Raw genomic sequence first — 18,088 nt, 5'->3', positions numbered from 1 at the left:
TTATGGAAAAACCACTTATCAGAAAAATAGAACGGAGGCGAAAAAAGTGAGCATATATGAATATGATGAAGAAAAAGTCATGCGTATGATGCGTGAAGAGGCCCGTGAGGATGGATGGGAAGAGGGGCTTCAACAGGGAATAGAGCAGAAATTAAAAGAGCTTATTGGTAAAAAGCTCGCTAAGGGAAATACTCCGGAGGAGATTGCTGACATATTGGAGGAACCGTTAGAGCTTGTACAAACTCTTGCAAGGGAACTTGCAGAAGAAAAGAAATAGAAATAAAAGAAATATTTTTGAATCCCCCGCTTTGTATGAAGCGGGGGATTTTATGCAAGGCTATATTTTGGGATGAGAAACAGTTTGCCTGTCTAAATGACTTTCCATAAATTCTATGCTGTTCTGCAAAAGCTGCAAAGTAACGGAGTCTTTTTCAAAGCGGTCAAAATCGTGGGTATCTCTTGAGGCCACGAACCGTTGTGCATTGTATTTGCAACATAACTCTAAAAATTCGGAGTAAGGTACATCCGTGTCGTTGATGCTGTGCGCGCAGAATAGGGGGCAGGGAAGCATATTGCATGTTCGAAGGGAATAGTCTAGAAAAAAATATTTTTCTCTTCCTTCGTAAAAAAGTGATTTCCATGTCCCGCTTTGCCGGCCGTAGACGTAGGCGCTGTAGTGGGTGTCAAGGTCTCCTGTGGCATGAATCTCCGGAGGAAGTGCAGTCAAGCAGGAGGGACTTACACTTGGAAGGGAGCAATAATAGTTGCTGGGCATATTGAACCAGTTACCGTCAAGGAAGCCGTATCCGTAGTAAGAGAGGATTCCGAGCGGCGGTTGGGCAACTTTTTCACACGCGGCGGCGAGCAGGCACAGATAGGCTCCGGCCGACCGTCCCCAGAGAAAATAGGGAAGCTTAACTCTGCAATATTTTTCACAGGACTGAATATAATCGTTGATAGAGCCTACGACATCAGAGAGAATGAATTCTAACTTTGCGGCGGGAGCCAGCGGATAATCAAAAGCAATAATGAGAAATCCCGCGTCCGTGAACATATTTATATGCAGCCTTGGCAAATCCTCCCTTGAACCGTAAAGCAGGCCTCCGCCGTGAAAATAAAGAATACAGGCCTTTGGGGAAATCTGAGGGTTGGAATAAATAGTGGCCTGTTTAAAATATGGCTCCCGCCCTAGAATTATATTTTTTTGTTCTGTCATAAGTAGGTATCTCCTTTGTCATAATTCACGTTCTCTTCCGCGACGAACGCCCACTTCGGGACTTACGCCCCTCAGTGTCCGTTGCACTCATTATATCATGAAAGGGGCGGGGGGATATGGGGGTAAAAGTGGATAAAAATTATCTGCTCATTTATCCAAAATTCCGATTGCAAAAAAGGACATGAGCAAGGATAATATGTATTATAAAACTGGTTGGCTGATAGAAATAATTAACAGTAAAAAAGGAGAGTTAAAAATGAGTTATTTGAATGGACAGATAGGATACAGAGAAGATTTGCTGGAAACACGTTCCGTTGTTAAAAAGGAAAATTATGTATTGCTGGAGCCGGATGGAATTGTGAAAAATGCGATTCCGGGATATGTAGACTGTGATGTGACAATTCTTGGTTCTCCGGAGCTGGGCGCGTCTTTTGCGGATTACATTGTTACAGCTCATAAGGGTGGAAAGAATGAAGCCTTTGGAGGAGAAGGTCTGGAGACTTTTGTTTATATTTTGGAAGGACAGGTTGCGGTGAAGAATGCTGACAGCGAGGCAACACTTACAGAGGGCGGTTATATCTACTCACCGGTAAGCAATACGGTTTCTTTCACGAACGTGGGAGAAGGCGATGCCAAGTTATATATTTACAAGCGCAGATATGAAGCGATTGAGGGATACAGTGCCCACACTGTTATGGGAAATGCCGACGACCTTCCGTGGATTGCCTACGAAGGTATGGAGAACTGTTACATCAAGGATTTCCTTCCAGCGGCGGGAGACTTCGGTTTTGACATGAATTTCCACATCTTAAAATTCCATCTGGGAGCTTCCCATGGATATATTGAGACACACATACAGGAACATGGAATGTATTTCCTCACAGGCAAGGGCATGTACAGACTGGACAGCGATTGGGTTCCGGTAAAAAAAGGCGATTATGTATTTTTGGATGCATATTGCCCGCAGGCGTGCTATGCAGTAGGAAAAGATGAAGACCTCACCTACATTTATTCCAAAGACTGCAACAGAGATGTAAAACTATAAAATAGGTTAACAAGAAGAATCCGTCATATGCCCTCCATGTGACGGATTTTTCTTCATAACATAGGAGGCTTCGTCTCCTATGTTATGAAGACCCCTCCGGGGGGATGCACACAATGTGCATAGGAAAGCTGCTCCGCAGCCGCACATTGGCGCGCAAAGTGTACAAGTCCCTCATGAGTGAAGGATATAGGGAGCTGAAGTGGCCTTGTCCACTTTGTTATGACATAGGAGTCCTCGTTTCCTATGTTATGAAGACCCCTTCGGGGGGATGCACACAATGTGCAGAGGAAAGCTGCTCCGCAGCCGCACACTTTGTTGTCACTGTCCGTGAAAAAATTGACAATAGTGAAAAAAAAGGATAAAAAACCGTACCTCATTTATCTAGTCTTGTGGTTGAAAAAACAGGTGTAAATTGTGATAATTAACCTATAAAACTGGTTGACACACATATTTTTTTAAAACTAATTAACAGTCTGATTCAGACAAAAAGGATGGTAAGAAACATGAAGCTTTCAAGAACAGAATTGAAAAGCCTGATGCAGAACAAACTGATGCAGGCAGGACTCAGCGAGGAGCATGCTGATATCACATCGGAAGTGCTGACGTGGTCGGATGAAAGGGGATATCATTCTCACGGAGCAGTTCGTGTAGAGTATTATTGTGAGAGGATTTCAAAAGGGGGAATCACGGTGGCCCCTAAATTTGAGTTCAAGGAGACTGGCCCCTGTTCCGCTATTTTCGAGGGGGATAATGGATGTGGTTATGTGGCTGCAAAGCTGGCTATGGAAAAAGCGATTGAGATGGCGAAGAAAAACGGAATCGCGGTGGTAGGTTTGAGAAATATTTCTCACAGTGGCTCTCTGGGCTATTACACGGAGATGGCTGCGGATGAAGATATGGTGGCAATTTCTTTCTGCCAGTCAGACCCGATGGCGGTGCCGACAGGCGGAACAGAGCCGTATTACGGAACCAACCCGATTTCTTTTGCGGCGCCGACAGCTGACGGCAGAAAGGTAGTCTTTGATATGGCTACGACCGTTCAGGCGTGGGGCAAGATTTTGGATAAGAGGTCAAAAGGAGAATCTATTCCTGATACATGGGCGGTGGACGCAGCGGGGAATCCGGTCACTGACCCGAGTCTGGTAAATGCGCTGGTACCGATTGCCGGGGCAAAGGGATACGGACTTATGATGATGGTGGACGTATTTTCCGGGATTCTTACCGGGGTTCCTTTCGGCAAACACGTAAGCTCTATGTATCATGACTGTTCCAAGGGAAGAGAGCTTGGACAGATGCACATCGTTATGGATCCGAATCGTTTTGTGGGGATTGAGCAGTTCAAGAAGAGTATGTCTCAGTCTTGCGATGAGCTGAATGCCATGCCTACGGCTCCGGGATACGACAAGGTATACTATCCGGGAGAGAGAGCAGTTCTCCGCAAGGAAAAAACTTATGCGACAGGCGGTGTCGAGATTGTGGACGATATCTATGAGTATTTGAAAAGCGATGATATTCACTACAACAGATATGACCACAAAAATAGATTTGCAGATTAAGGAGAAAAGAAAATGTTAAAGACAGTTGTAAAAAAAGGGAGCTATCATGACTCGGTCGTATTGATGCTTCTGACAAATCAGATTTCAACAATTGAAGGCGTAAATAAGGTGTCCATCATGATGGCTACACCGGCCAATAAAGATATTTTCAAACAGAGCGGACTGGACACAGAAGAACTGATGGAATCGACGGCAAACGATATGGTCGTGGTTGCGGATGTCAACGATGACAGTCTGTTAGATACGATTATGACAGAGGTGGATGAGTTCTTTAAGAAACAGTCTACTGCAAACGAAGGCAAGAAAGGCGCAGAGAGCGTGAAGTCATGGGATAAAGCGCTGGCAAAGATGCCGGATGCGGATTTGGCAGTTATCTCTATTCCGGGAGCCTATGCGGCGCTTGAGGCGGACCGCGCGCTGGATGAAGGAATGAATGTCTTTATGTTCAGCGACAATGTCTCAATTGAAGATGAGAAAAGCTTAAAAGAAAAAGCACATAAAAAAGGCCTTGCAGTGATGGGGCCTGACTGTGGAACCAGTATTATTCAGGGCGTACCGGTTGCGTTTACCAACAATGTTACACCCGGCTCTATCGGTATCATCGGGGCGTCCGGAACTGGAATACAGGAGCTTACCACAATCATCGACCGTCTCGGCGAGGGTGTAAAGAACGCCATCGGAACTGGCGGGCGTGACCTGTCAAAGGAAGTGGGCGGAATCACCATGCTGGATATGATCGACGCCATGGAGGGGGATGACTCTGTCAAGGTGCTGATAGTTATCTCCAAGCCGCCGGCAAAGGAAGTCAGAGAGAAGATTTCCGCGAGACTTAGCGTCTTCAAAAAGCCGGTCATCACATTGTTCTTAGGAGAAAAGCCGGAATATCACGAGGAAAACTTCTACCACACTTACACTTTGGACGAGGCTGCGCGTCTTGCGGTAAGTCTCGTGCGGGGCGAGGAAGTGAAGGAAGGCGAGGTCGAGGTAGATAAATCTGAATTCTATCCGGCTGAGGCGAAGAAGACGATTAAGGCTTATTACTCCGGTGGTACACTGGCGGGGGAGGCCGCCATGCTGATAAAAGAAGCGCTTGATATGAAGGTTCCGCCTCAGAAGGCAGAAGGCTTTATGCTTAACACAGACGGCCATATCGTAGTAGATTTGGGCGATGATGTATATACACAGGGCAAGCCTCATCCGATGATCGATCCGGCAAAGCGTATCGAATGTATGAGAGAGGCGATGGACGATGCTTCTACCGGTGTTGTGTTATTAGACATTATGCTGGGCTACGGCTCTCACGAGGATATGGCAGGCGCGCTGCTTCCGGCGATTGAGGAACTTCAGGAGAAGGCAAAAGCAGAGGGAAGAAAGATATTCTTTGTGGCAACGGTCTGTGGTACGAGAAGAGACTATCAGGGTTATGACGAGGCGGTCAATAAGATGAAGGCGGCAGGCGTTATCGTGTGCGAGACAAATAAGCTTGCGGTACGCACGGCAATTCAGGCGATTGGGCTTGATTTTACCGAGCCGAAGAAAGAAATCCGCCCGAAACAGGCGGCAGATGTGACTCCGGGAACACCGTCCGAAAAGCTGCTTAAGATGTTGTCCGAGAAACCGAAAATCATCAACATCGGGCTGAAGAGTTTTGCGGAAGTGGCAGAGCAGTTTGGCTGCGAGGCGGTGCAGTATGACTGGATGCCGCCGGCAGGAGGAAATGTAGAGCTGATTAAGACCTTGAATTTCCTGAGAAATTATGAGGGATTTGATATTGATGAGGCGAACCGCGCCGTGATTGCAAAGGTAGTTGCGAGCCAGCCGGTCATCAAGAATGTAGTTTTGGCGAAAACAGTGATTAAAGAGCTGAATGAAGGAAAGGTAATCCTTCACGCAGGCCCGCCGATTGAATATAAGAATATGCCTGACCCGGTACAGGGTTCCTGTGTGGGAGCTGTTCTTTTTGAAGAATGGGCAGACAACGAAGCGGATGCAAGAAAGCTTCTGGAGTCAGGGGAAGTGAAGTTCATCCCTTGCCACCATGTGAAGGCAGTCGGACCTATGGGTGGTATTACGTCTGCAAATATGGCTGTGTTCGTGGTGGAAAATGTGACGGACGGCAACGAGGCTTACTGTACAATGAACGAAGGAATCGGAAAAGTACTGCGTTTCGGTGCATATTCCGAGGAAGTTGTGGAGAGACTGCGCTGGATGCGGGATATCCTTGGACCTACACTTGGAAGAGCGATTCAGGAGCTGGGCGGCATCAATGTCAATCCGCTGGTGGCAAAGGCAATCGCCATGGGCGACGAGTTCCACCAGAGAAATATTGCGGCGTCTCTTGCATTTTTAAAGGAAGTGGCTCCGGTTATCACCAAGCTTGAGATGGATGAAAAGGACCGTTACGACGTAATCAAGTTCCTTTCCGATACAGACCAGTTCTTCTTGAATATCATGATGGCGTCAGGGAAGGCTGTCATGGACGGAGCGAGAACACTCACCGAGGGAACCATTGTCACGGCAATGTGCAGAAACGGCGTGGAATTCGGTATCCGTATCGCTGGAATGGGAGATGAGTGGTTCACAGGCCCGGTTAATGTTCCGCAGGGACTTTACTTTACAGGCTATGACGGCGAGGATGCCTGCCCGGATATGGGCGACAGCGCCATCACGGAGACTTTCGGCGTAGGCGGGATGGCGATGATAGCGGCTCCGGCTGTAACGAGATTCGTAGGAGCAGGCGGCTATGAAGACGCGCTGCGCACCAGCACGGAGATGACGGAGATTACGATTGACCGTAATCCGAACTTTATCGTTCCCAACTGGAATTTTCAGGGAATCTGCCTTGGAATCGATGCGAGACTTGTTGTAGAAAAGGGAATCACCCCGGTCATCAACACAGGAATTGCTCATAAGATAGCGGGATATGGACAGATTGGCGCAGGTACGGTACATCCGCCGGTAGAATGCTTTGAAAAAGCGGTTGCTGCCTATGCGAAGAAGCTGGGATTCACTCTGTAGACAGAGAGAACAGGAGTGTATCATGGAAAAGAAAAAGATTGTCATTGCTCTGGGCGGAAACGCCCTCGGCAAAGACGTAGAAGAGCAGAAAGAGGCGGTAGAAAAGACAGCGAAGGTTATTGTCGATCTGGCGGAGCAGGGGGCGGATATGATTATCACCCACGGTAACGGACCGCAGGTAGGGATGATACAGGACGCCATGGATAATCTCATGGTCAAATATGAGAACTTCAAGCAGATTCCGCTTCCTACAAGTGTGGCAATGAGTCAGGGCTATATTGGCATCGATCTGCAAAATGCAATCAAGTATGAGTTATATAAACGAAACATGGACCGAAAAGTATCTACCATCTTATCTCAGGTGGAGGTAGACGCGGCGGACAAAGCATTTGAAAACCCGACAAAGCCAATCGGCCGCTTCCTCACAGAAGAAGAGGCTAAAAAGATGGAGGCAGGCGGCGTCCACGTTATGGAGGATGCGGGAAGAGGTTACCGCGTGGCGGTGGCGTCCCCGATGCCAAAGAGAATCCGGGAGCTTGGAACTATCCGCACGCTGGTGGAAGCGGGACATATTGTGATTACCTGTGGAGGCGGCGGCATCCCCGTTGTCGACAGAGACGGCAGACTGCAGGGAGTCAACGCGGTTATCGACAAGGATAACGCCAGCAGCCTTCTGGCGGCACAGCTGGGAGCCGACTATTTAATTATACTGACAGCCGTGGAGAAGGTGGCTATCAATTTCGGCAAAGAGAATCAGGAATGGCTCTCAGACCTCACGGTGGAACAGGCCAAGCAATATATTGAGGAAAATCAGTTCGCAAAAGGCTCTATGCTTCCGAAAATCGAGGCGGCTATCCGGTTTGCGGAGTCGGGCGAAGGACGGAAGACTTTAATCACGCTGCTGGATAAAGCTGCGGCAGGAATTGCAGGGGAGACAGGGACTGTTATCCATTATTAATAACAACCTAAAGGAAAGCGAGAAGAGATAAGACATGAATATACCAATTAATCTGTTTATGTGGGCAATGGCATTTCTGCCGATTGTCGTACTGCTGGTGCTGATGATTAAGTTCCAGTGGGGAGCGACAGAAGCCGCGCCGATAGGGCTCTTGATTACCGTTATAACGGGAGTTGTGCTGTTTAAGGCGGATATCAAGCTGATTGCGGCAGAGAGCGCGAAGGGAATCTGGAATGCGTTTATCATTTTGCTGATAGTGTGGACTGCTATCTTGATGTATCAGGTAGGCGACGAGGCAAAGGCCTTTCTGGTGATACGAAACGGCATGAGAAAGCTTCTGCCCAACGAACTTCTCTTGGTACTTGCGATGGGCTGGATTTTCGAGAGCTTTCTTCAAGGTATTACAGGGTTCGGCGTGCCGGTTGCGGTGGGTGCTCCCTTGTTGATGGGAATCGGTGTGAAACCTATGTGGGCTGTCATTATCCCGCTGTTTGGCCAGGCGTGGGGCAATACGTTCGGCACCTTGGGCGCGGCGTGGGATTCGCTGGCAATGAGTACCAATCTGGCCGTCGGCAGTAAGGAATATCTGGCAACTGCCCTGTGGACGGCTGTATTTATCTGGATGTGGAATGCAATCAGCGGCATAGCGCTCTGCTGGTTCTATGGTAAAGGAAGAGCGGTCAAAAAAGGATTGGCAGCAGTGCTTATCATGTCGGTGATTCAAGGCGGCGGGCAGCTTCTGCTCACGCAGGTAAACACCACGATTTCCTGTTTTGTGCCATCTTGTATTTCGCTGGTCGTGGTGCTGCTCCTCGGAAGAACGAAGCTTTACAGAGACGAATGGAGCCTGAAAGACAGTGGTATTATGGAGCACAGTTTCACCGAGGACGCCGCTGTCGATGTGCCGGAAGATATGACGCTGATACAGGCGTTCGTACCTTATTTTCTATTGTCTGCAATCACGATGATTGTGCTGGTCGTGAAGCCAATCAATCAATTTCTCGGGCAGTTCAAGTTCGGATTTGCATTTCCCGAGACGTCCACGGGATACGGATATGTCAATGCGGCAAGTGAAAGTTTTTCGCCGCTGGCGCCGTTTACCCATGCCAGTATGTTCCTGCTGGCGGCATCCTTGATTGGACTTGTATACTACAAAAAACATGGATGGATTAAAGAAGGCGGCATAAAGCGGGTATTTGCGAAATCTGTAGCCATGACCATGCCTTCAGGAATTGCGGTCATCGGGCTTGTGATTATGTCAAAGATTATGGACGGGACAGGACAGACGGTAGTTCTGGCCAATGGAATCGCCAATGTGCTGGGAAAGATTTACGTAGTTCTGGCGCCGTTTGTGGGCCTGCTTGGAACCTTTATGACAGGAAGTAATATGAGTTCTAATATTCTTTTCGGAGGATTCCAGATGACAACTGCCAATCTGTTGAATGTAGATCCTTCTGTGATTTTAGGGGCACAGTCTGCAGGAGGCGCAATTGGAAGCGCGGTCAGTCCAAGTAAAATCATATTAGGGACAACGACTGCCAATATCTTAGGCAGCGAAGGAAAAGTATTGAAAAAAATCATGTCCGTAACTGTTCCGGTCACCATTGTTATCGGCCTGATTACGTTCATTATTATCGGAATTCAGTAAAAGCGGGAGATGAGAAAAATGGAAAAGAAAAGCTTTTTTCAGACAAAAGAAGGCGGACTGACGGTTGCTTTTATCGCAATTATCATCGCATTCGCCATAATTATGGCCGGACTTGGCAGCGCTAATAATATGCTGTGTCTGATTGGATTTGCCATTATCGTTATCGCGATGCTTTATTCGCCGTTTAAAGTGTATGTGTTCGACCGTTTGAAAAAGAATAAATAATCGTTAAGAAAGAGGAAAGATATATGGCTATTGAAGAAGTTATTGGAAGAGTTGCGAGAGATTTAGAGCACTTGAAAAAATATACCGCAACGCCGGGAGAGGGGTGCACAAGGCTGCCGTTCACCAAAGAAGCGAAAGAAGCGGTGGAATATTTAAGAAGCCTGATGGAGGAAGCCGGGCTCGAGGTTCACGAGGATGCGGCGGGAAATGTCATCGGCATTTTGAAAGGGGAGGATCAAGAGGCGCCATGTGTAATGATGGGTTCCCATTATGATTCTGTTGTAAACGGCGGAGATTTTGACGGAATCGCAGGAGCGGTCTGTGCCATCGAAGTGGCGAGACAGCTGAAGGAAAAGGGTGTTACACCAAAACGTAATTTTGCGGCAGTGGGATTCTGTGACGAAGAAGGAATGCGTTTTGGGACAGGATACTTTGGTTCCGGCGCCATGCTGGGAGACCGTGACGTAGAGTATTGTAGAAAGTTCAAGGACACAGATGGAATCTCTATCTATGAGGCCATGAAGGGGTACGGACTGGATCCGGAAAAAATCGGGGACGCAAAATGGAAAGAAGGCTCTATCGGACACTTTTTAGAAGTACATATTGAGCAGGGCCCGGTTTTGGATGCAGAGGGCGTTGAAATCGGACTTGTGGACTGTATCGTAGGAATCCAGCGCTATATGGTAACCGTATACGGAAGAGCAGACCATGCAGGAACGACCCCTATGGATATGCGTATGGATGCCGTGGATGCAGCAACTAAAGTCATTTCCAAGATTCCGGACTGGGCGAGAGAAAAAGCAGACGGGACAGTAGCCACGATTGGATATATCAACACAGTTCCGGGAGGAATGAATATTGTTGCCGAAAAGTGCGAGTTCACCGTAGATATCCGCTCTAAAAATAATGACAATATCAACGACATCACAAGACGCATCCGGGCGGCGCTGGACCGCGAGGTGAAGCAGATGGGCGGAAGCTACGAGATGGACAACAAACTGACTATCACACCGGTACAGCTATCTATGGATATGCTGAAAGTGATGGAGAAGAGTTGTCAGGAGCACGAAATCAGTTATAAATATCTGCCGAGCGGAGCCGGGCACGATGCGTTAGAAATCGGCCAGACCATTCCTACCGCCATGCTTTTTGTGCCGAGCAAAGACGGACGAAGCCATTGTCCGGTTGAATTTTCTAAGTACAGTGATTTTGCAAAGGCATCCGTCCTTGCGGCAGAGCTTGCAGAAAAATTAGTGACGGAATAGAGTATCATAAGTTTACAAAGGTGTGAATTAACACAATTATAATGAATAAGACCGTGCCATAACAAAATGTTATGGCACGGTCTTATTTGTTTATGATACAATAGTATTGATTTTAACAAATGTACGGACGAGGTGAAAAGATGGGATTTACCGTAAAAGAGCTTTTGCAGACAGAAGAATTTGAGAAGATGACTCTGCTGTGTGGGGAAAAGGGCCTGAATAATGAGATTAAAGGGGTAACGATTATTGAAGCTCCGGATATTGTGAAATTCATCAATGGGGGAGAATTGCTGCTGACCGGGCTGTATGCGTTCAAGTCCTGTACGGTCGATGAATTCAGGGGATATATTTATGAGCTGGAGAAAAAGAAAATCAGTGGTCTTGTTCTGAAGAGGGGAAGAGTGGTCGAGCAGGTGGACGACAAGATTGCCCTGTTGGAAGAATTCGCGGAGGCCAACGCCATACCAGTGTTTGAAGTGCCCTTTGAGATTTCATTTCAGGCTATCATGTGCCTGATTATGGAGCGGTTATTTAATGAAGAAGTTACGCAGCTGAAATATTATAAGACGACCCACGATAACTTTATGGCGCTGTCCCTCTCGGGTGATACGAGAACTAATCCTGTTGCGGATATTTTGGACATGCTGGACAAGCTGATCCGCAATCCGGTAGCGCTTTTTAATCAGAATATGTCCTGCTGTGGGACGAGCAGCGAGGAGATTACAGAATTTGAACTGCTGGATAATGTGAAAAAGTATGAGCCGGGTATTTTTACTAATTACAGATATATGCGCCAAAAAGGGGAGCATGTCCAGTATATTGTTCAGATACATCTCAATGTAGGTGTGAAGATGTATCTTGTTATTACAGAGAAAGTGTCTACGTTTAACCTTATGGACTGCATCGCCGTGGAAAGTGCAATAGTGGCGCTTCAATATGAGTTTTCTAGAAAATTTGCAGTGTCCGAGCTGGAGAAAAAGTTCCAGAATGATATTCTGTGCAATATATTAAGCGGCAAGGTAAGCTCTGCTGAAGAGCTGAAGAAAAGTACGAGCCTGCTGGGGATTGACATTGACGGCTACTATCGGGTGCTGGTGTTCGGGGTCACCAATGAGGGAAAGAAAAAGAAGGATATCAATGAGAAGATCCGCCATATTAATCTTCTGGAAGAGGCGCTGGAGCGGCAGATAAGAGATGTGAAAATCCACAAAGAACTTGACAAGGTGGTGGTGGTTCAGGAGGTGAATCCGGATTTCACGCAGATAGAGCAGCGCGGGCAGCTAAAAGAGATGCTGGAGCGGGTACAGTCTTACATAGAGAAGCAGAACAAATATCTGAAGGCAAAGGCCGGGGCCGGCAAAGTGGTTCAAGGCATACTGCATCTTCCAGAGACATATAAAGAGGCAAATGACGCATTTGCTTTCGCTGATATTGCGGGAGACATTGCGGAGGATGGCGGCTCTCAGATTATGCTGTTTTCCGATTTGGGAATCTTTAAGCTCCTGTGCCAGCTGGACGACCCGGAACAGCTTTTAGAATATGTACCGGAATCACTGCAGAAGCTGTATGATTACAAGAAACCTCAGAGGGAGGATTTGATTACAACGCTCAAGACTTATCTGGAGCGCAACCAGAATCTGTCCAAGACGGCACAAGACTTGTTCATGCATTACAAGACGGCAGCCTATAGGATTGAGAAGATTGCAAAGATTACCGGAATGGATTTCGATAATGCCAATGAAATGCTGGCCGTGCGGATAGGGCTTGTGGTCTATAAAATGATTGAAAATTATAATAAAAGAGGGCTATAAAATGGTTCAGAAGACGGTTTATCCATTATGGATAAACCGTCTTCCTTTTTTTGTCTTGATACTCCGATGAAAATTGTTAAAAAAATATCTATAATGTAGCCATACAGTTGAATTGAGGTATGGATAAAGAAAAAGGAGGGATTTGGTGGAGGTAGATATAAAGAGAATTATCACCCGTCTGGAAGAACTCTATTTATGCGGACAAAAAGAAGACGGAACATTTACCAGAATGGCCTATTCAGACGAAGATATCAAGGGCCGGCAGAAGTTCAGGGGATATTTCGAAAAACTTGGAATTCCTGTAAGACTGGATGAAGCCGGAAATATGATTGCAAGGCTGGAAGGCGAAAACAAAGATCTTCCTGCTATCTTGATCGGTTCTCATCTTGACACGGTGCCGGACGGAGGCAAGTACGACGGAGTTCTGGGATGTGTGGCGGGACTTGAAGTCTGCGAGATGTTGGCTGCCAATAAAAAGCGGCTGAAACACCCGCTGGAAGTCATCGTATTCACTGATGAGGAAGGCTTCCGCTTCGGAAACGGGCTTCTGGGAAGTGGTGCAATCTGCGGGGAAGACCTGCATATTCAAGAGTCCGATTTAGATATGTACGGGCAGACAAGAAAAGAAGTGTTCGAGAAATATGGAATCAAAGTTTCTGATGTAGCAAAGGCAAAACGTAATCCAGAAACGGTACATTGTTTCTTGGAGCTTCACGTAGAGCAGGGAGTCTCTCTGTACAAACATAAAATTCCCGTGGGAATCGTTTCCTCCATCGCGGGAGTGAGCCGCTATGAAATACAAGTAAAAGGTCAGGCCAACCATGCGGGGAGCACGAGAATGGAAGACCGGCATGACGCACTTGTGGCCGCCGCAAGATTTATCGCGGCCGTGCCCAAGATTGTTGCCGAAAACGGCAATGAATTTACCGTGGCAACCGTAGGAACCATGAAAGTTACGCCTAATTCAGTCAATGTTATCCCGGGAAATTGTGAATTCCTTTTGGAAATCCGGGATCAGAGCGCAGAGGTCATGAAACTGATAGAAGAAAAGTTAAAAGCAGAATTGGAGACAATCTGTGGCGAGATGGAAGAAGAACTCACTTGGATCCATCTCTCCTATCACGCGCCGGCGCCTATGTCCCCACAGGTGAAGCAGGCCATAGAAAAAGCGGTGGCAAAGCAAAAGGCAGAGTATACGGTAATTCCAAGCGGAGCATTCCATGATTCTCTGCTCATGACAGAAGTATTTCCCACCGGGATGATATTTGTCCCCAGTGTGGAAGGAATCAGCCACTCCAGATATGAACTGACAATGGAGGAAGATATCAAGCGAGGCTGCAGCGTATTATTGGATACAGTTTTAGAGGTAGACAGCATGGAGATACCATGTTTGAAAAAAGAAAGGTAGGTAAAGTTATGGAGAAAAAGAAAATTGGTATTATCGGTGGAGGTATTTCAGGAACATGTCTTGGATATCATCTGAGTCTTTATGACAACGCAGAGGTTGTTGTATTTGAAAAAGATACGGTAGGTGGTGCTTCTACAGCAAAATCAGCAGGGACAGTATGTCTGTTTGACGATTCACTGAGAAACAGATACTGGGATGTGAGGCTCTATGGCTTTGAGTCTTATCTGAAGATGGAAGCAGAAGAAAAAGGTTCCGCAGGCTTTGATAAGACAGGAACATTGGTTGTCGCTACAAATGAGGCGGTGGAAGCAACTATCAAAACTGGAATCGCGCTTACAAAAGCAGCAGGATACACAGGGGAATACATAACAGACAAAGACAGGATTAAAGAGATTCTGCCGGACATTTCTACGGAAAATATTCTTGGGGCAGGCTATACACAGGATGATGGATTCTTTGACGGGACAATGATTTCCAATACCTACGCTAAGAAGATGCAGAAAAACGGTGGTACACTTAAGACAGGTGTGAAGGTCACGGAAATTAAAGTTGACAATAATAAAGTGACAGGCTTAAAGACAAGCGAGGGAGAGGACTACGAATTTGACTATGTAGTAGACTGCACCGGACCGTGGAGCAAGTTCACCGGTGAAATGGTTGGAATGGATGTGCCGATTTGGCATACAAAGGCGGAAGCATTCTTCCTGTCTCCTCCGGGAAAGAAGCTTGACTATACATTCCCGGTATTAAAATACCCAGAATTCTATGGACTTAGAGCAGGGGATAATATCTTCATCTGTAAGTCCCACTTATCCATGGACTTGAACAATCCTATGCATGCAGGCCAGTGGGATCCAGACAAACTTCCAGCAACAGGCGGAACGGACGATTACTTTATCGATTTCCTGTTAGAGCAGTTGGAGATGAAAGTTCCCGGAATTGTTGACAGCGGACTTGTTTCCTCATGGCTGTCCTACCGTGCAGAACCGAAGGACTTCCTTCCTCTTCTCGGCGAGACTCCGATGGAAGGCTATATGCTGGCGACAGGCTACGGCGGAAACGGCGTTATCGAGGCACCGGCAGCCAGCAGGGATCTTGCGAAACTTATTATGAGAGGCGAGTCCACACCGCTGTTGGAGGATTGGGCGTTCAAGCGTCTGTTGGGCTAATCGGCAACGTAGAATTTAGGAGGAAAAGATGAATATAGCGGTTCTTATAAAACAGGTGCCGGTATCCAATGATGTCTCTGTAGATCCGAAGACCCATGCCCTTGTGCGTGCGTCTTCGGAGGGGATGATCAATCCGGCGGATTTGAATGCAATTGAGGAAGCTATGGTGTTGAAAGAACAGACAGAAGGTAAGGTCGTAGTATTTACCATGGGGCCTCCGGACGCAGAAAAAGCGCTGCGGGACGCGATGGCGCTGGGATGTGATGAAAGCTGTCTGATTACGGACCGTCAGGTAGCCGGCGGCGACACCATCGCCACGGCAAAAGTATTGGCCGAAGCCATAAAAATGTACGGTCAATTCGATATTATCTTAAGCGGGGCACTTTCTGCCGACGGCGCTACTGGACAAGTGGGCGCTATGGTGGCGGAAAGGTTAGGGCTTCCACATGTCTCGGAGATTCAGAGCATTAAATATGACGAGAACCTCGCTGGCAAAATTGAAGTTGTTAAAAAAATGCACGAAGACAAAATCCGTGTCGGATGTACTCTCCCGGCGGTAGTTTCCGTGAATTTTGGAAGTAACACCCCTCGTCTTGCCACACTCAGGACGAAACGTGCGGCTAAATCAAAACCGCTTGTGACCTACACGAATGCAGAGCTTGCGCTGCCGGCCGATCAGGTTGGAATTGCAGGTTCACCGACGGAAGTTATTGATTCCTTCGAGCCGGAGAACGGAAGAAAGGCGCAGATGCTGACCGGAAGTGGAGCGGAACTGGCGCAGATGCTGAAGAACTTGATTGATGAGGAGAAAGGAAAGGTATAATGGCGCAGGGAATTTGTGTTTTTGCAGAAAATTATCATGGTAAATTAGAACCGGCGGCCGCGGAGCTGGTCACTGCGGCACAGCTTATCCGGGAAACCACAGGCGAAGACATCAGCGCTGTGGTTATGGCAAAGGACTGTGATGCAATCGTGGATGAACTTACATGCTTAGGCGTAAACAAAATCTACGTTGTGAAAACAGAGAAAGACATTCTGCTTCAGGACGATGCGGGAAGCCAGATTTTGGCAGATATGCTGAAAGTAATTGAGCCTTCCAGCGTTCTGATTCCGGCCACGCCTGTCGGACGCTCTCTGTTCTCACGGGTTGCCATGAAGCTGGAATGTGGATTGACAGCAGATTGTACAGAGCTTTTAGTCGGGACAAGAGAAGACGGTTCCTACTATATTAAACAGAATAAACCATCATTCGGGGAAAATGTGTTTGTCACCATCGTTACAAAAGAAGGATGTTATCCTCAGATGATGACGGTACGTCCCGGTGTATATACTATGCCGGAGATGCAGGAGGCGTCCGCCGAAGTAATCTATATGAATGACATAAAAGTTCCGGATTCACAGATTGAGGTACTGGAAGTACTGCCCTCAGAGGATGAAACTGACAGTATACTTTCGGCGGAAGTCGTGGTAGTAGGAGGAAGAGGCGCAGTAGAAAATGATAACTTTGAACTGGTAAAGCAGTTTGCAGATAAAATAGGAGCGGCAATCGGCGGTACAAGGCCCATGGTTGATTCGGAGCTGATTCCATTTGACCATCAGATTGGACAGACCGGTTATACGATTCGTCCAAGGATTTGTATATCGCTCGGAGTATCAGGCGCAATCCAGCACACCGAAGGATTGAAGGACACAAAACTTTTTGTCGCCATCAATACAGATGAACATGCGGCTATTTATAATGTGGCTGATTATGGGATGGTAGCTGATTTGAGAGAAGTTTTGGAAAATTATCTGGCATTGTAAGATTGACGAATGCCCCATCACAATTTAAAATATATGGTATGAAGAGATATCCGCTTTGGGTATCTTTTCTGCCGTGGAGATTTGTAAAGGAGGAAGAAGAATGGATTTATTAGAAGTAATGAGAACGAGACGTAGTATCAGAAGTTACAAGCCGGACAGCCTGCAGGAAGAAGATATTACTAAAATTGTTGAAGCAGGTCTGCTTTCCGCGTCAGGAAAGGCTATCCGCCCGTGGGATTTTGTTGTTGTGAAAAACAAAGATACGCTTGAGAAAATGGCAGGCTGCCGCGCCGGCTCAGTAAAGATGCTCAAAGAAGCAGCATGTGCGATTGTGGTCTTGGGAAATGAAGACGCGACAGATGTATGGACGGAAGACTGCTCTGTTGCAATGGCTAACATGCACTTGATGGCACATAGCCTTGGTCTTGGCAGCTGCTGGGTACAGGGCAGGCTGCGGACAGCAGAGGATGGAAGAACTGCGGAAGAATATGTAAGAAATATCTTAAATTACCCAGAAAACTATAAACTTCAGGCAATCCTTACGATAGGAGTGCCAAATGAAGAAAAAGAAGCTTATGAATTGGATAAGCTGCCCATGGAAAAGGTACATCAGGAAAGCTTTTAATTTTTTGAAATAATGTAAGCATATGTGTCAAGTAAAAACCCTGTCGACAAAAAGGAAGAAAACGGCAGGGTTTTCCTGACTAAATTGTCAAAATTGTACGAATAAAATAAAAAATAAAAATAATGTTGACAATTCATATCCCAGATGGTAAGATAACATTCGTTGACCGCGGGGACAGGAAACAGGCCGCCGGGGCAGCAAAAGAAAAATAAAAAAACTGTTGACAGATGCTGGCGAATTATGGTAATATAAATGAGCTGTCGCTGAGACAGGACAAAGAACTTTGATAATTAAATAATAGACAACAACCCTGAAATTCCAGATATAGTTCTGACAGCGTA

The 18,088-nt window shown here is 46.8% G+C and carries 15 protein-coding genes; 14 read left to right on the top strand and 1 reads right to left on the bottom strand.

What is annotated here, in order from left to right:
• Window positions 1–46: 46 nt before the first annotated feature.
• Complete coding sequence (locus BN6465_RS00480) at window positions 47–277, top strand: hypothetical protein (RefSeq protein ID WP_066730653.1); 231 nt, start codon at window positions 47–49, stop codon at window positions 275–277.
• Between the two features lie 60 nt (window positions 278–337).
• On the opposite strand, the gene BN6465_RS00475 is transcribed toward BN6465_RS00480, so the two are convergent.
• On the bottom strand, window positions 338–1,216 hold the full coding sequence (locus BN6465_RS00475; protein WP_066730651.1) for an alpha/beta hydrolase: 879 nt from the start codon (window positions 1,214–1,216) through the stop codon (window positions 338–340).
• A 256-nt stretch (window positions 1,217–1,472) separates the two neighbouring features.
• On the opposite strand from BN6465_RS00475, the gene allE reads away from it, so the two are divergent.
• From allE to BN6465_RS00405, 13 genes are all read left to right on the top strand, one after another.
• On the top strand, window positions 1,473–2,261 hold the full coding sequence (gene allE / locus BN6465_RS00470; RefSeq protein ID WP_066730649.1) for a (S)-ureidoglycine aminohydrolase: 789 nt from the start codon (window positions 1,473–1,475) through the stop codon (window positions 2,259–2,261).
• A 503-nt stretch (window positions 2,262–2,764) separates the two neighbouring features.
• Entirely contained in the window at window positions 2,765–3,817 is a 1,053-nt protein-coding gene (gene allD, locus BN6465_RS00460; RefSeq protein ID WP_066730646.1) for an ureidoglycolate dehydrogenase, read from the top strand.
• Between the two features lie 12 nt (window positions 3,818–3,829).
• Complete coding sequence (fdrA, locus tag BN6465_RS20050; protein WP_074017749.1) at window positions 3,830–6,835, top strand: bifunctional FdrA/YlbE family protein; 3,006 nt, start codon at window positions 3,830–3,832, stop codon at window positions 6,833–6,835.
• Between the two features lie 22 nt (window positions 6,836–6,857).
• Window positions 6,858–7,793: a carbamate kinase gene (arcC, locus tag BN6465_RS00450; protein WP_066730644.1), complete on the top strand. Its 936-nt coding sequence runs from the start codon at window positions 6,858–6,860 to the stop codon at window positions 7,791–7,793.
• 34 nt (window positions 7,794–7,827) lie between these two features.
• On the top strand, window positions 7,828–9,441 hold the full coding sequence (locus BN6465_RS00445) for an L-lactate permease (RefSeq protein WP_066730643.1): 1,614 nt from the start codon (window positions 7,828–7,830) through the stop codon (window positions 9,439–9,441).
• 18 nt (window positions 9,442–9,459) lie between these two features.
• A complete protein-coding gene (locus BN6465_RS00440) occupies window positions 9,460–9,666 on the top strand; it encodes a hypothetical protein (RefSeq protein ID WP_066730641.1) in 207 nt (68 codons plus the stop codon).
• A 23-nt stretch (window positions 9,667–9,689) separates the two neighbouring features.
• Window positions 9,690–10,931, top strand: coding sequence for a M20 family metallo-hydrolase (locus tag BN6465_RS00435; protein ID WP_066730638.1), 1,242 nt, complete (start codon window positions 9,690–9,692; stop codon window positions 10,929–10,931).
• 140 nt (window positions 10,932–11,071) lie between these two features.
• Complete coding sequence (locus BN6465_RS00430) at window positions 11,072–12,742, top strand: PucR family transcriptional regulator (protein WP_066730637.1); 1,671 nt, start codon at window positions 11,072–11,074, stop codon at window positions 12,740–12,742.
• Between the two features lie 145 nt (window positions 12,743–12,887).
• Entirely contained in the window at window positions 12,888–14,150 is a 1,263-nt protein-coding gene (locus BN6465_RS00425) for a Zn-dependent hydrolase (RefSeq protein WP_066730636.1), read from the top strand.
• 8 nt (window positions 14,151–14,158) lie between these two features.
• Window positions 14,159–15,319, top strand: a complete 1,161-nt coding sequence (locus tag BN6465_RS00420; protein ID WP_066731090.1) for an NAD(P)/FAD-dependent oxidoreductase — start codon at window positions 14,159–14,161, stop codon at window positions 15,317–15,319.
• A gap of 28 nt (window positions 15,320–15,347) precedes the next feature.
• Window positions 15,348–16,142 (top strand): electron transfer flavoprotein subunit beta/FixA family protein, encoded by a 795-nt coding sequence (locus BN6465_RS00415; protein WP_066730635.1) that lies wholly within the window; start codon window positions 15,348–15,350, stop codon window positions 16,140–16,142.
• Window positions 16,142–17,122 carry an electron transfer flavoprotein subunit alpha/FixB family protein gene (locus BN6465_RS00410; RefSeq protein WP_066730634.1) on the top strand — a complete coding sequence of 327 codons (981 nt, stop codon included), beginning with the start codon at window positions 16,142–16,144 and terminating at the stop codon, window positions 17,120–17,122. Before BN6465_RS00415 ends, BN6465_RS00410 begins: the two co-directional genes overlap by 1 nt.
• 100 nt (window positions 17,123–17,222) lie before the next feature.
• The gene (locus BN6465_RS00405; RefSeq protein WP_066730633.1) at window positions 17,223–17,747 is read left to right on the top strand and encodes a nitroreductase family protein; all 525 of its coding nucleotides are present in this window, start codon (window positions 17,223–17,225) and stop codon (window positions 17,745–17,747) included.
• Window positions 17,748–18,088 lie beyond the last annotated feature (341 nt).

The organism is Bariatricus massiliensis (assembly GCF_900086725.1).
Classification (GTDB): Bacteria; Bacillota; Clostridia; order Lachnospirales; family Lachnospiraceae; genus Allocoprococcus; species Allocoprococcus massiliensis.
The sequence above is the reverse complement of the archived record's forward strand: the minus strand, read 5'-3'. Positions and strand labels throughout refer to the sequence as shown.